Raw genomic sequence first — 14,841 nt, 5'->3', positions numbered from 1 at the left:
GGTTTAACTACTATCTCCCTATCAAGTGGGGTCTTAAACCCCTGAAGCGGTTAGGACTTCTTTTTTGTTTAGACGCCATACCGTGTGAGAAATTTCAGACTTCTTTAAATTCTCTTTGTTGTTCTCTTCTGAAAATTCGAGCACATTCATGACCACACCCTTTTTTGCCAGCACACCGGGCATGTCATCTAAGCGATATTGTTTGCGCAACAATTCGAACATGGGTTTGTCGATGGCTATCGACTTCCCCTCTTGTATGTGTAACGCAATCGCCTTGATTAATTCCTTTTGGGTATCAATTTCCGACAACTTGCTGAATTCCAGCACGAAGCCATGTTTGCGCATTTGATTCACGAAACGTGACGGTTTCAAGCGGCCAGACAACACCACCGTCATCTCCATGGGCAAGCCTGCCATGCGAAGCAAATAGTTCTCATGCAGCAAGGTGGGAAACACAATCAGATTCCCGCCAGCTTCACCCAAGTGTTCCAGGTTTTCAATTCTGGGCAGGTGCTTGGCAGGCACTTTGAACAGCAATTGCGTGCGCAACATCACATATGGTTGTTTGACGATCCACAAGCCAAGCACCACCACATTGATTGCGGTGACCGCAGTGAACACCCACATGACTGCACCCTGCGTGCCCAACAAGATGGCGATGGCAAACCCTGCAGAAACCACCATGAAGAAGGAATTGATGATGTTGTTGGCCGACACCACTCGGGAACGGCTTTCCCTGGGTGCGAAAGCCTGCATGGTCGCGTAAAGCGGCACACTGTACAAACCCACACCAACACTGATCAAGACAAACAAGCCCAGCACAGCCAAATTGTTGAACTGGCTGAAGAAGACAAACACGGTTTGCTGACTGGCACTGGTTTCATAGGCATGCAATACAAAATGAAGCAGCACCCCTGCCACGACCATGACGGCCAAACCGCACAGCACCAACCCCATTTCAATGCGCTTTCTGGACCATTTTTCGCACAAAAATGCACCAATACCCAAACCCACGGTGAACGCAAACAGCAGCACAGTGGCCACGCCCGGGCTTGCATTCAACAGGGTTTTTGAAAGCAGAGGAAATTGCGTAAGGTAAGTGGCGCCCACAAACCACAACCAGGAAATACCCAGCAAGGCGGGCCATACTTTCGGCAAACCTGTGGCAAATCGCACATTCCGCCAGGTTTCAGTGAACAAGTTCCAGTTCACTTTCAAGTCGGGTGAATGGGACGGTGTCAAGGGCATGCGCTGCGATTGATAAACACCCAGCAAGGCAACCAAAAAACCAAAACCACAAACCACATAAACCACCACATTGCCTGCGTCTTGACTCATCAAACTGCCCGCAGCAATGGTGCCCAGCAAAATGGCCATGAATGTGGCTGACTCAACCAAAGCATTGCCCATCACCAGTTCACTCGATTTCAACTGTTCGGGCAAATAGGCATACTTCGCCGGGCCAAAAAATGCAGACTGAGTGCCCAACAAAAACACTGCCAATATCAAAAGCTCCACCGAATTCATCAAAAAACCAAGTGCGGTGATGATGACAATGGGTGGTTCTAACCACTTGGCCAGGCGCATGACTTTGGTTTTGTCGAATTTGTCCGCAAGCTGACCACTGGTGGCCGAGAAAATTACGAAGGGAAGAATAAACAATGCAGCAATTAAATTGATCAACAAGCCAGGGGAAAAACTGCCGCGAAGCGCATCGTTGTAGGTGACGGCCAAGGTAACGGCGAACTTCAAAAGATTGTCGTTGAACGCTCCTAGGAACTGCGTCCAGAAGAATGCGCCAAAACGATTGTCACGTATCAATTGAATTGCCATGCTTTTAGCATAGCGCAAAATATTCCGCGCGAGTAACAAAAAAGGCCTCGCTTTTGCGAGGCCTTTCGATGTTTTTACTACAACAAAATTGCAGTTAAAAACTTCCTATTTAAAATCAAGCAGCTGCCTTGTATTCGTTCACTGGCTTGGCTTCAATAATTTCATCAGGAATTTGACCATTGCTGCGCAAATAGTCTTTGCTGAAGTCGTCGGTCAAAATTGCATCGAAACGAATCGGCTCGTACTCGCGAATGCCCTGCGCCAGATCGGGGCTGATCAAGTTCTTCGCCACCGCATCTTTCAACTGGGCTTCCAGTCCTTCACCAATTACTTTGCCTGAGGAAACAGCTTTCAGGAAATTGCTGTAACCAGGTTCGATCGACAACAATTTGTCTGCTGCTTCCAGAATACGACCAGTTGGGTCTGACAATCCTTCGCCAACGAACACCTTGTCTAGCAGGCGTTCAGCGAATGCATTCCGTGTCATTAACAACTCGGCCACTTCTGCGTTCACCTTGTCGCTTGGTCCTTTCGATTTGCCCATGCCCAAAGGGTAAGCCACGAAGTTCAACAACATACCAACAGCCTTGTTGGGGAAGTTGCGGTTGAATTCGGTGAAGGCCTTGTCGATTTCAGCCAGCGAATCTTCAATCGCCCACTGAGCGTGTGGCAATTCATCGGCCAAACGGCCGTTGGTTTCAAAGTACTTTAAAACAGCAGTGGCCATGTAAAGGTGGCTCAACACGTCGCCCAGGCGGGCTGACAAACGCTCACGGCGCTTTAGCTCACCGCCCAACACGCCCATGGCCACATCGGCTGTAAACGCCAAGGCTGCCGAACGACGCTCAATGGCTTTGGCATAGCTTGCCATTGGGCCGCTTACCGGGCTTTTCGCCAAGCGATTGCCGCTCAAACCCAACAAAAGAGCACGCATTGCACGGTTGAAAATATGACCCAAGTGGCCGAAGAATGCCTTGTCGAAGTCGCGCAGACCTTCTGCTTTGTTCGGATTCTGGGCGGCTTGCATTTCTTTCAGTACCCAGGGATGGCAACGAATTGCGCCCTGACCAAACACGATCAGGTTACGCGTCATGATGTTCGCACCTTCAACCGTAATGGCCACTGGCATGGCTTGGTAAGCCTGGCCCAGGTAGTTGCGTGGGCCAAGAATAACCGTACGGCCACCGTGTACGTCCATGGAGCGCAGAATGATTTCGCGCATCATTTCAGTCATGTGGTATTTCATCATGGCCGTGACAACAGACGGAGCACATTCGGCACAGGCGGTTGCTGTCAGCACGCGTGATGCTTCAAGCTTGTAGGTCAAGCCGCCGATTTTACCGGTTGCTTCCTGAACCCCCTCAAAACGGCCAATCGGCATTTTGAACTGGCGACGAATACGCGCATAGGCGCCGGTGGCCAAATACATGCCCCAGCCCGATGCGGCTGACAACGCTGGCAAAGAAATACCGCGGCCTGCAGACAGACATTCGACCAGCATTCTCCAACCCTTGCCAGCCATTTCGCGGCCACCAATGATTGAAGTCAGCGGAACATACACATCGTTACCGATGATTGGGCCATTCATGAACACAGCGCCAGGGAAGTGTCGACGACCAATTTGTACATTCGGCGTATCCGCTGGCAACAACGCGCAGGTAATGCCGTAATCCACCTTGTTTTTGTCGCCCAATAGGCCTTCCGGATCTTTCAGTTTGAATGCCAAACCCACCACGGTGGCCACAGGTGCCAAGGTGATGTAGCGCTTGCTGAAATTCAAAACAATGCCCAGTTCTTCTTTGCCGTTCACATTGCGCTTAACCACCACGCCAGTGTCGGGAATTGCAGAGGCGTCTGAACCCACTTCAGGGCCGGTCAAACCAAAACAGGGAATTTCACGGCCATCCACCAAACGTGGCAGCCAGTAGTCTTTCTGTTCCTGTGTGCCGTAGTGCATGATCAGCTCGCCTGGGCCCAATGAGTTAGGAACCATCACGGTGACTGATGCGGTCAGTGAGCGGGTGGCGATTTTTGCAACCACACAACTTTGCGCGTAGGGGGAGAAACCCAAGCCACCGTGTTCTTTGGCGATCAACATGGCGAAGAACTTGTTCTTGCCCATGAAGTCCCACACTTCTTTGGGCAGGTCTTTCAACTCGAAAGTGATCTTCCAATCGTCGAGCATCTTGCACAGTTCTTCTGTCTCGTTGTCGAGGTACGACTTTTCATCTGCTGTCAGCTCGGTGTACTTCACATTCATTAGCTTGGACCAGTCTGGCTTGCCGCCAAACATTTCAGCTTCCCACCAGGTGTCGCCTGCTTCCAGTGCATCCTTCTCGGTTGGGCTCATGGCTGGCAGCGCTTTGCTAAAGGCCTTGAAAATTGGTGCAGTCAACACGCTGCGACGCAGGCTGGACACGTTCAGTACCACGGCGATTGGCAGGTAGATTGCTGCAAAAACGACAAGACCCAGTTCACCCAAGCCACCCAAGGCGTAAAAGCCCAGTGCAGCCGCGCCAATTGCGGCTGTAAAGGTCAGCAGGCTTGCGCCGCTATATACAAGACCGATCAGCACGACTGCTGAAAAAACGGCGAAGAACGAATTTGACATGATTATTACCCCTTGAATACCATCAAAGTTACTTCTAAGTTACTTAGGCGTAACATGCGCTTTCGGTGAACGACTGTCAACCTTATTGCACCAAAAATACGCCGACTTTTCTAGAGCTTGAATTCGAAAAAATTCAATCACTTACATTGCATTGCACCATTTGTAGTTTGCAGCATTCGTCAAACAAGCTGTCAACAAAGGTTTACACAAGGATCGTCAATATTTGCAGTGCAACACGCCAGTTTTCAGTTGAACAAGTGGCCTCGAAAGAATTAACAAGCCGGCATTCAAGCACCACCCAGTTGCTTGATCGAGCTAACAAGCGCGCCGTTTAACCGATACACTTCGATTTATGCAGTAAAACATCCACAATAAAAAGCGAGGGGAATATGGCGGTTAATGTGAACGTAAAAATCGAAAAGTCTTTCAAAGTGGCCTGCAGCGCGCAAAAAGCGTTTGAACAACTGGCTGACGTGGCAGACACCGTGGCTCTATTTCCAAAACTGGACAAGATCGTGGACCTTGGCGATGCAGTATGGCGCTGGGAAATGGCGAAAATTGGTGCCGCAGGTATTTCACATCAAGTGAAGTACGCTGTGAAATACACCAACGATGGCAAAACCAAGATTGACTGGAACCCGGTTCTAGGCGAAGGGAATGCAACAGTTTCCGGTGGTTGGGTGATTAAAGAAGAAAGCCCCAAATCCTGTACGGTTTCGTTTCGCTCCACGGGCGAATTCGAGATGCCTGTGCCACGCCTGATGAAAGGCATTGCAGAAGGTATAGTGAAATCCGAATTTGACGCACAGGTCGGCACTTTTCTTGACCGTGTGAAAGCCAAATTGGAATCTTGATTTAAAAATAACAAGGGCGCCCCACCGAGGGCGCCTGCTGCGCTTTAGGAGAAGCAATGCCCTGGATGATATACGGCGCCAATGGTTACACCGGCGAAATGATTGCACGAGAAGCCGCCAAGCGCGGCATGCGCCCCATTTTGGCGGGCCGCAATGAAGCAGCGGTTACCGCACTGGCCAATAAACTAAGCTTGCCAAGCCGTGTGTTTTCTCTGGACGACGAGGCGGAAGTGCTCGAAGGCTTGAACGAAGTGGACCTGGTACTACACTGCGCTGGCCCGTTTTCTGAAACCGCAGAGCCCATGATGATGGCCTGCCTGCAGACCAAAACTCATTACCTCGACATTACCGGCGAAATTTCGGTGTTCGAGTTGGCGCAATCGCTTAGCGGCAAAGCAAGAAAACAGAAAATCGTATTGTGCCCGGGTGTTGGTTTTGACGTCATTCCTACAGACTGTGTGGCATCGCGACTTCATGAATTACTGCCAGACGCCACGCATCTGGCCTTGGGCTTCGATTCACGCAGCGGCTTGTCGGCAGGCACCGCCAAAACAACAGTGGAAGCCATGAAGCATGGCGGGCGCGTTCGTGAAGACGGGGAAATTAAACCTGTTGGCCTGGGCTACAGCACCCGTGAAATTAACTTTGGCAACGGCACCAAGTTCGCAGTCACCATCCCTTGGGGCGATGTGTCCACGGCATTTCACAGCACCGGCATCCGGAACATAGAGGTATACATTCCTTCATCGCCCAAATCAGTACGCATGATGCGGGCTGCCAACTTGGCACGCCCCGTGTTGGGACTGTCGCTGATACAGAATATTTTGAAAAAACAGGCGGCAAAGGTCGAAGGCCCCAATGAAGAACAACGCGCAAAAATGCCCGCTTATGTGTGGGGCGAGGCCAGCAATGCCGAAGGCAAAAAAGTGGTTGCCCGTGTAAAAACCGCGAATGGTTATTCTTTAACTGTAATGGGTTCACTGGCAGTGGCCAGCTTCATTTTGATGGAGAAAAACATTGCGGGTGGCGCTTACACACCTTCAAAACTGATGGGCAGTGACCTGGTTGAACGTTTGGATGGTTGCGGAAAAATCCAGATCTTCGAACAGTAAATTCCGCACGACCTTAAACTAAAAAGCCCCTGGCTGCAATGTTTGCTACCAGGGGCTTTTTTATACAAAATCAAAAATTACTTCTGAAACTCTTCGCTTTGAATTTTCCAGGTACCACTTGCTTTCGACAGGGTCAGGATTTTGGTGCCCGAATCGTTGAAGCGGTTTGATGAATAGTCTTGTTTGAACTTTACTGACGCCAAAGCCTCCGACTGAACATCAATTTGTACATCTGACACGCTCACCGAGATGGTTTCTTTGTCAGACAAACGAGCTTTACGCTGATTCTCCCAAACTTCGCGCGACTTTTTCCCGTGCTCAAAAGTGTCGGCGTAAAAGCCAAGGTAACCTGCTGCGTCCTTCGATGACCACGCAGCGGCCCAGTTGCTCAACATGTCATTGATAGCCGCTGCATCGCCAACATCGGCCCCAACTGCAAGGCTGGGTTCGGGTGCCATTACTTCACCAGCGCTGGCGGCTGGCGCTTCAACTGCGGGGGCCTGAACAGCCACTTCGTCAACAGGCGCTGCTGGAGGAGGTGTCAACGGTGCAAGACGCACCACCTTTTGATCTTTGAAATAAACCGCGTAGGGAACAAATTCTTCTTGCGCGCCTTGACCTTTTTTAAGCACATAGTCCCAACGATCATTTTGCTCTTTCCCACTGAGCATCGGCATACCCAAACGGTTTTGAACCTGAAGGGGCGACATGCCCAATTTGATGCGAGCCAGGTCTATGTTGGTGATGAAATCACGGGGGCCCACATGTTCAAAATCGGAATCCAGATACTCGGGAATGTCTTTGAGGCCAGTCATGGATCCGCAAGCGGCCAATACTGATACTGACAGCGCCAAAGCCGCAGTTTTGAAAAAACGTGAAGTGCCCATGCGATCAAATGTACTCAAAGTTGTCTCCCTTTGATGTGTATTTTGTGAAGTCGTTTGATAATAAAGGAATGCCATTAGTCTATCGTGGCGTTCGGCGTTAAAACCGAATACTTCCAGCATCTTAACCAATGCAGCTCTGTTTGGTAAACACCCGTATACATTTGGATTGCGCTTACAATGCCAATATCGAAAATGGTTATAGTAATGCACCATCATTTCAACAGATTCATAGACAGCAACTATTTCAACTGATTTGTAGCAACAGGATTAACGACATGAATACCACCATCATTGGAAGCGGCGTGGCCGCTTGGACTTTGGTTAGAGAACTACGCAAAGCAGACCCGGAATCACAGATTCGCTTGATCACTGCCGACAATGGCGATTTCTATTCCAAGCCCATGTTGTCCAATGCACTGGCCAGCGGAAAAACACCGGAAAGCCTGGTGATGACGCCTGCCGCAAAATTTGCTGAACAACAAAAAGTTGACTTGATTCCCAATACAAGCGTGAGCGCAATTGATGCCGATGCGCGAAAAGTTTCAAGCAGCGCTGGCGAATTCAACTATGACAACCTGGTGCTGGCCTTGGGTGCCGACACAATCAAATTGCCCCTCGAAGGCAATGGTGCGAGCGATGTGATCAGTGTGAATGATTTGAACGACTACACCGTATTTCGCAAACTGCTGGAAGGCAAAAAAGAAGTTGCCGTGTTGGGCGCAGGCCTGATTGGTTGCGAATTTGCCAATGACCTGCTGAAGGCTGAGATTCACACCACCGTATTTGATTTGGCGGACCGCCCCTTAGCGCGCCTGCTACCCGAACAGGCCAGCACTTTCATGCTGAACAAGCTGGCCGAGAAGGGAGTGAGCTGGAAGCTGGGCCGCTCGGTCACAGGCATTGTAAAAACCGGTACTGCCTACACCCTGACCGACTCTACTGGTGACAGTACCCAAGCTGATTTGGTGTTGTCTGCAGTGGGTTTAAAACCCCGCACAGAACTGGCCCAAAATGCAGGTTTAACCGTGCAACGCGGTATTGTGGTGAATGGCTTGGGACAAACAAGCCATTCAAATATCTATGCGTTGGGCGATTGCGCAGACTACTTGGGTAAGTTCGTGTTGCCGTACATCATGCCTGTGATGCAATCTGCGCGCGCCATGGCCCAAACACTGACCGGCAAACCAACCGAAATTAAATTCCCGGCCATGCCTGTCAGCATTAAAACACCCGACTGCCCAGCAGTGGTGAACCCGCCCCTGCCCGAACATGAAGGTGAGTGGGAAATTACCGCTGATGAAAATGGCGTGAAAGCGCTGTTTAAAAACAAAGATGGCGCGTTGCTGGGCATGGCCTTGCTGGGTGAAGCCAGCAAGGAACGACAAGCCTTAACCCCCCTGCTGCCCGCGATGATTTAAAATTGCGGCATTGTTAAACCTATTGAATTGGAAACCGAATGGCCCAGTACGTCTACAGCATGAACCGCGTGGGGAAAATTGTTCCCCCAAAGCGCCAGATTTTGAAAAATATTTCGCTGAGTTTCTTTCCCGGCGCGAAAATCGGTGTGCTGGGCTTGAACGGCTCGGGCAAGTCTACGCTTCTGAAAATTATGGCGGGTGTCGACAAAGACATCGAAGGCGAAGCGGTGCCCATGCCCAATTTGAACATTGGGTACTTAAGCCAGGAACCTGAGTTGAACCCCGAACACACAGTGCGCCAAGCGGTTGAAGAAGGTTTGGGCGAACTGGGTATGGCCCAGCAGAAACTGGAAGAAATTTACGCCGCCTACGCCGAACCCGATGCCGACTTCGACAAACTGGCCGAGGAACAAGCCAAATGGGAGGCGGTTATTTCTGCCGCTGGCAATGACGCGGAACACTTGATGGAAATTGCAGCCGATTCGCTGCGCTTGCCCCCTTGGGAAGCCAATGTGGCCAATTTGTCGGGTGGTGAAAAGCGCCGCGTGGCACTGTGCCGCCTGCTTATGAGCAAGCCCGACATGCTGCTGCTTGACGAACCCACCAACCACCTGGACGCAGAATCAGTGCACTGGCTGGAGCAATTCCTGCACAAATTCCCGGGCACCGTGGTTGCCGTTACCCACGATCGTTATTTCCTCGACAACGCAGCCGAGTGGATTTTGGAACTGGACCGTGGGTCTGGCATTCCATGGAAAGGCAACTACAGTTCTTGGCTAGACCAGAAACAAGACCGCCTGAAGCAAGAAGAAAGCAGCGAAAGCGCGCGCCAAAAAGCATTGAAGAAAGAACTGGAATGGGTTCGCCAAAACCCCAAGGGGCGCCAGGCCAAATCCAAAGCGCGTATTGCACGCTTTGAAGAACTCTCAAGCCACGAATACCAGAAGCGCAACGAAACCCAGGAAATTTTTATTCCAGTGGCCGAGCGTTTGGGCAATGAAGTGTTTGAATTCGAGAATGTCAGCAAGGCCTTCGGCGACCGTTTATTGATAGACAACCTAAGCTTCAAAGTGCCACCCGGCGCAATTGTGGGTGTAATTGGCCCCAACGGCGCAGGTAAATCCACCCTGTTCAAAATGCTGGCAGGCACAGAAAAGCCCACCAGTGGCGAGATCAAAATTGGATCAACCGTGCGCATGGCCGTGGTTGACCAAACCCGTGACTCACTGCCCAACGACAAAACCGTGTTTGATGGTGTGGCCGACGGTGCAGACATTCTGACCGTGGGCAAGTTTGAAATGCCTTCACGTGCCTACCTGGGGCGCTTTAACTTCAAGGGTGGTGATCAGCAAAAACTCATTGGTAATTTGTCTGGGGGTGAGCGTGGCCGCCTGCATTTGGCCAAAACCCTGATTTCAGGTGGCAATGTCTTGCTGCTGGATGAGCCCTCAAACGACCTGGACGTGGAAACCTTGCGTTCACTGGAAGACGCCTTGCTTGAATTTGCAGGCACGGTGATGGTTACTTCACACGACCGCTGGTTCCTTGACCGCATTGCCACACACATTCTTTCTTGCGAAGGAGATTCACAGTGGGTGTTTTTTGATGGCAACTTCCAGGAATATGAAGCCGACAAAGTGAAGCGTTTGGGTGAAGAAGGTGCGCGGCCAAAACGTGTGCGCTACAAGCCTTTGAAATAAACCAGAACCGAAGCCAAAAAAACCGAACCCTGGGCAATCATGGTTCGGTTTTTTTATGTGTTGATTGCCATTAAGGTAATGACCACACCATCGATAACATTGTCCAAGCGCTTGTAAGGCATGATTCGCACTGAAAACTGACGGCCATCACTGCCGGAAATTTGCTTCTGCGAGAATGCCAAGGTTCGCAAGGTTTCAGCTGCATCTTCATTCAATTCTGGATAATTCAAAATGCTGCTCAGGTCGCTCAATGGCCGGCCCACATCACTTTCGCGCAAACTGATAATTTTTGCGGCTCGCTCAGTGTAGCGCCGCACATTCAAATTTCCGTCCAGGAAAAGAATTGCAATTTCTGTGCTGTTCAACAGATTTTGCATGTCGCTTTGAGCCAGTGCCAAATCATCAAGCTTGGCCTGAAGTTCAGAATTAATGGTTTGCAATTCTTCATTCATGGATTGCATTTCCTCTTTGGAGGTGGTCAACTCCTCGTTCGTGGATTGCAACTCTTCATTGATCGACTGAAGCTCTTCATTTGAGGACTGAAGCTCTTCCTGAGATGCCCTGTTCTCCTCGCGAAGACGCTGATTTTCTTCTTGCTGCCGATGTAACTCGGTGGCCAATGCCCCGCTGACGTTGTCAACTTCCATCAGGGTTGATTGTTGCCGCTCGGATAAAACACCTGCATCTCGAAAGACAATCATGAACATGCCACGCAGAGCAGACGGCTCTTTCAGCTTCTGCACTGTCACATCCACAACCAGACTGGCGGAGTTTCCCATTTCTACGGGTAAGCCGAGCAATTCCACTGCACGGTCCTGAGTGGCTGCTTTCTTGAGTGCGTTGTACAGCGGTGCGCGCAAACCATCGCGCACCATTGCATGAATATTCCAATTCGCCTTGCCCGCAGCGGGCTCAAGATATTTACCGGTTCTGCCGCTGATGTACACAATGTCGCTTTCGCCATTCACCACCACCGCAGCGGGCGCGTACACCTGCAACAGCACGTGGTCAGCTGCACTTTGCAAATTTTGCAGGGAATTCGAATTGTCTGGCGTGGGTTTGGACACAGAATAATCTCGGTTTGGTACTTGAATGGTGGGGAAGGTATTTAACAACAAATCTGTGTTTAGCAATGGATCGCTGTTGCGGCGCTGGTAAAAACGCAATTTCGCATGCACAGCCGCAAACAAGTGCTCCGTGTTTCCAATGGTTTCAGAACTTCCTAACAACATTAAACCACCGGGACGCAAACTGTAGTGAAACAGCGGCAACAAACGTTGCTGCAACACTGAATCAAAGTATATCAACAGGTTTCGACAAACCACCAAATCCAGTTTGGTAAAAGGGGGGTCGAGCACAAGGTCATGCTGGGCAAACAAAACCATGTCGCGAATTCTTTGGCTTACAAAGTAGTAACCATCACGCAAGATGAAAAAGCGTGACAGCCTTGAAGGAGAAACATGCTCGGCGATCGACAAAGGGTATTTGCCCCGGCGCGCAAAAGCGATGGCGTCAGTCCCAATGTCCGATGCGAAAATTTGAACCTCGACCCGCTTGTTGGGGGGCAATCGATCAAATACTTCGGCCAACACCATCGCCAATGAATAGGCTTCCTCGCCAGTGGAACAACCCGCACACCATGCGCGGTATTTATGGGAGGCAGAAAACTCTCCAGCCACTGAGGGCAAAATCGAATCTTGTAAATGATCCCAAACATTGGGATCACGAAAAAAGTTGGTGACACCAATCAGAAGCTCTTTGAACAGCAATTCGATTTCTTTTGGATTAGTCTCCAAAAATGTGGCGTAGCTCGACATTCCCTTAAGACCATGCACGGAAATACGACGCTCAATGCGCCTTAACAGGGTGCTGGTTTTATAAAGTGAAAAATCGTGACGTGTGTGAGCCCTCAAGTGTTGAACAATTGCACTCATGGCTTCAATGTCATTCTGTTCTTGTTCTACGGCCCCCTCTGCGGGTTTGGGCGGGCCATGCAACAGGCCCATGATCCTGATGGGGAGTGAATCACAGGGAGCCACTATATCGATACAACCCGTACCGATCGCACTTTGAGGCATTGAGTCGTATTGTGCCGAATCGGGCGTTTGAGCCAAAGTAAGCCCTCCGCTGCTTTTCACTGCTTGCATACCCAAGGTGCCGTCTGACCCCATGCCGGAAAGTACCACTGCGATCGCCCTTTCGCCATATTCGCTGGCCAGCGACGAAAACAAAACATCGATTGGCAGGCGTAGCCCACGAACTTCTGTGGAATGCGAAAGTTGCAGCTTACGGCTATGAACGGAAAGTTCCCAGTTGGGTGGCAGAACATAAACACAATTGGGATCGATACTGGCATTGTGGCTAGCCTCTCGAACGGTCATGTCAGTAACTCGTTGAAGCAGCTCGGGAAGAAGTGCCTTCTTGGTGGGGTCCAAGTGCTGTACCACGAGGTAGGCCAATCCACTTTCTTTGGGCACCGACCGGAAAAACTCTTCAAGTGCAGGTAGGCCACCCGCGGACGCGCCAATGCCTACCACTCGGGTGTCTGAATTGCTTTCGGGATTGGGTTTCAAACTTTCAGCAGTTGGTCGTAACTGGACAAGCCAAACAAAAATTGACCTTCCTCGGGCGATTTGTTGATCAAAACCTGCATTCGCCTAGGGCGGCCGCGGCCTGGTTTCAATTCAAGCACACACATCACTGGGGGACCTTCGACCACGGCATGCATCAACAAGTCTTGAAGACCATAAGCACTGAGTACGGTACAGAAACTGTCGAATCGCTGACCAACGCATGATTTGTTTTTCGAGCCAAGCAACATGACGGCGGCTGAATTACAGTGAATGATTTCGCCATCCCGATTGACAATCAGATAACCAAATGGTGCATGCTCGAAGTATGACTTCAATTTGTCCATTTGCTTGGTGTGTTGCTGAGCGCTGTGTTCCAACTCTTGCTGCTGCATTTCCAGCTCAACCTGATGGGTTTGTAACTCGTGCAAAAGCTTTAGCCCGTCCATCACAGTTTCTGGAGAACTGGCCAGTTTGAACAACAGCCCCAAAGTGTCTGCACCCAGACACCAGTCAGCGCTGTTAGCCACGCCGATTTTCAATCGAAAAGCCGCCTCTGAACGCAGTTCAGACTTGTTTCTGGTTGCTTTTACGATTGCAGACATGAGGTACCACTGTGAGTAACATTATTTTTATAGTACTCCCCAATGCAATCCAAAGTTCGCTTATTCCCCAATTTAGGGTAAAGATGGGTGCTTCTGTCTTATATATGAACAAGATACAGACAATCAAGTTAGATCTAACGCGCGATGCACACTTGGCCCGCCCACATATTGCTTATGTTGGCATCGGCATTCGATGAATTCAAAAGCCCCGCCACATTTCCCGCAGAGAACTCGATTCCGATCGATGACTCGGTAACTTGCACCACTGTGCCACTGTTTTCAAGCTCGGTTCTTGTCATTCCAAGGCCAATGCCGTTCGCAGTGCGCAGCGTCGAGGCTTGGTCTTCACTGATAGACCAACCCACGAATCGCTCGGCTTGAAACCACGTGATTAGTCCATCGGACCACACCGCGTTTGTCGCACCGCAGTCTTCATTGTTGCCCTGCTTCACAGCGGGCTTACCCGTAACCTTTTCAAGCATCTCCAAAAATTCAGTTTTATTAGTACCAAATTCAACTGCGCGTGCGCCGCCTGAATTTGAATCAATTAATCGAAGCCCATCGCCATCCAGATTCAGGCTTGAAACCGTGCCTTCCGCGGGGGCGGGTGAGGGCTCAGAGGCAGCCACAGGTGGCCCCTCGCTTGTTTCATCCACCTGGGGTTTGTCACACGCCGCAAGCAAAAAAACAGCACAGACCAAGCCAAAGTTACGCATGAATTTAATCGACATTCCAATCCCACCTTAAGGAAACTACTTTTTCTTGATCCACGTGAATGACAAGCGCGTTGTTACCTTCCGAGGGCTCATACAACAAGCTGTTGCCCTTACGTGCCTTGGATGGCCCCAAGTGCTGTTCTACAGAACGGATATCGGTGCCCAGATCAAGAAACCCTGGGAGCCCCGGGTGGGGCTTACTGAGTTGTAGTGAAATGGGCAAACCCTGCGGATTGGATGCCGCTTTGGAGTGATAAGTTTGTGAAACAAAACCGTCGCAACGAACTGTTTTCAGTTGATCAATCAAACCGACAACATGCCGATTCGGGACGTCAGTGTATACAACACTTGCACCTGCGCAGCCTTGTTTCAAAATATCCAGTCCAACTTGCTCCCATCTGGGGGAATCATTGGAAGGAACAGTTGAACATGCAGCAAGCAGCGCCATACTGGCAGCAATTACAACGCGAGAACTGAACATGGCCACCTCAGAATGAAAAATCACCGATATTTTTAGCGTCAAAACTGCATAAGT

At 50.3% G+C, this 14,841-nt stretch carries 11 protein-coding genes; 4 read left to right on the top strand and 7 right to left on the bottom strand.

Annotated features, from left to right (window positions below; genetic code table 11):
• Positions 1-33 precede the first annotated feature (33 nt).
• A complete protein-coding gene (locus NSP04_RS07995) occupies positions 34-1,833 on the bottom strand; it encodes an MFS transporter (RefSeq protein ID WP_257511820.1) in 1,800 nt (599 codons plus the stop codon).
• 115 nt (positions 1,834-1,948) lie between these two features.
• A complete protein-coding gene (locus NSP04_RS07990) occupies positions 1,949-4,444 on the bottom strand; it encodes an acyl-CoA dehydrogenase (RefSeq protein WP_257511819.1) in 2,496 nt (831 codons plus the stop codon).
• A gap of 401 nt (positions 4,445-4,845) precedes the next feature.
• On the opposite strand from NSP04_RS07990, the gene NSP04_RS07985 reads away from it, so the two are divergent.
• Together NSP04_RS07985 and NSP04_RS07980 are read left to right on the top strand one after the other, a co-directional pair.
• Positions 4,846-5,298, top strand: a complete 453-nt coding sequence (locus NSP04_RS07985) for an SRPBCC family protein (RefSeq protein ID WP_257511818.1) — start codon at positions 4,846-4,848, stop codon at positions 5,296-5,298.
• 56 nt (positions 5,299-5,354) lie between these two features.
• Entirely contained in the window at positions 5,355-6,410 is a 1,056-nt protein-coding gene (locus NSP04_RS07980) for a saccharopine dehydrogenase family protein (protein WP_257511817.1), read from the top strand.
• A 77-nt stretch (positions 6,411-6,487) separates the two neighbouring features.
• On the opposite strand, the gene NSP04_RS07975 is transcribed toward NSP04_RS07980, so the two are convergent.
• Entirely contained in the window at positions 6,488-7,315 is an 828-nt protein-coding gene (locus NSP04_RS07975; RefSeq protein WP_257511816.1) for an outer membrane protein assembly factor BamE, read from the bottom strand.
• Between the two features lie 257 nt (positions 7,316-7,572).
• Here NSP04_RS07975 and NSP04_RS07970 point away from each other — a divergent pair, with 257 nt between their 5' ends.
• Both NSP04_RS07970 and ettA read left to right on the top strand, forming a co-directional pair.
• Entirely contained in the window at positions 7,573-8,715 is a 1,143-nt protein-coding gene (locus NSP04_RS07970) for an NAD(P)/FAD-dependent oxidoreductase (RefSeq protein ID WP_257511815.1), read from the top strand.
• 38 nt (positions 8,716-8,753) lie between these two features.
• Positions 8,754-10,415: an energy-dependent translational throttle protein EttA gene (ettA, locus tag NSP04_RS07965; protein ID WP_257511814.1), complete on the top strand. Its 1,662-nt coding sequence runs from the start codon at positions 8,754-8,756 to the stop codon at positions 10,413-10,415.
• A 53-nt stretch (positions 10,416-10,468) separates the two neighbouring features.
• On the opposite strand, the gene NSP04_RS07960 is transcribed toward ettA, so the two are convergent.
• The 4 genes from NSP04_RS07960 to NSP04_RS07945 form a co-directional block, all read right to left on the bottom strand.
• Positions 10,469-12,988 carry a chemotaxis protein CheB gene (locus tag NSP04_RS07960; protein ID WP_257511813.1) on the bottom strand — a complete coding sequence of 840 codons (2,520 nt, stop codon included), beginning with the start codon at positions 12,986-12,988 and terminating at the stop codon, positions 10,469-10,471.
• A complete protein-coding gene (locus NSP04_RS07955; RefSeq protein WP_257511812.1) occupies positions 12,985-13,590 on the bottom strand; it encodes a PAS domain-containing protein in 606 nt (201 codons plus the stop codon). The genes NSP04_RS07960 and NSP04_RS07955 overlap by 4 nt, the downstream gene beginning before the upstream one ends.
• Before the next feature lie 134 nt (positions 13,591-13,724).
• Positions 13,725-14,321, bottom strand: coding sequence for a hypothetical protein (locus tag NSP04_RS07950; RefSeq protein ID WP_257511811.1), 597 nt, complete (start codon positions 14,319-14,321; stop codon positions 13,725-13,727).
• Positions 14,311-14,787, bottom strand: coding sequence for a hypothetical protein (locus tag NSP04_RS07945; protein ID WP_257511810.1), 477 nt, complete (start codon positions 14,785-14,787; stop codon positions 14,311-14,313). The genes NSP04_RS07950 and NSP04_RS07945 overlap by 11 nt, the downstream gene beginning before the upstream one ends.
• Positions 14,788-14,841: the final 54 nt, after the last annotated feature.

Origin of the sequence: Limnobacter parvus (assembly GCF_024623725.1) — a bacterium.
GTDB lineage: Bacteria > Pseudomonadota > Gammaproteobacteria > Burkholderiales > Burkholderiaceae_B > Limnobacter > Limnobacter parvus.
Note: the sequence above shows the minus strand (reverse complement) of the source record. Positions and strands in the feature narration are given on the sequence as shown.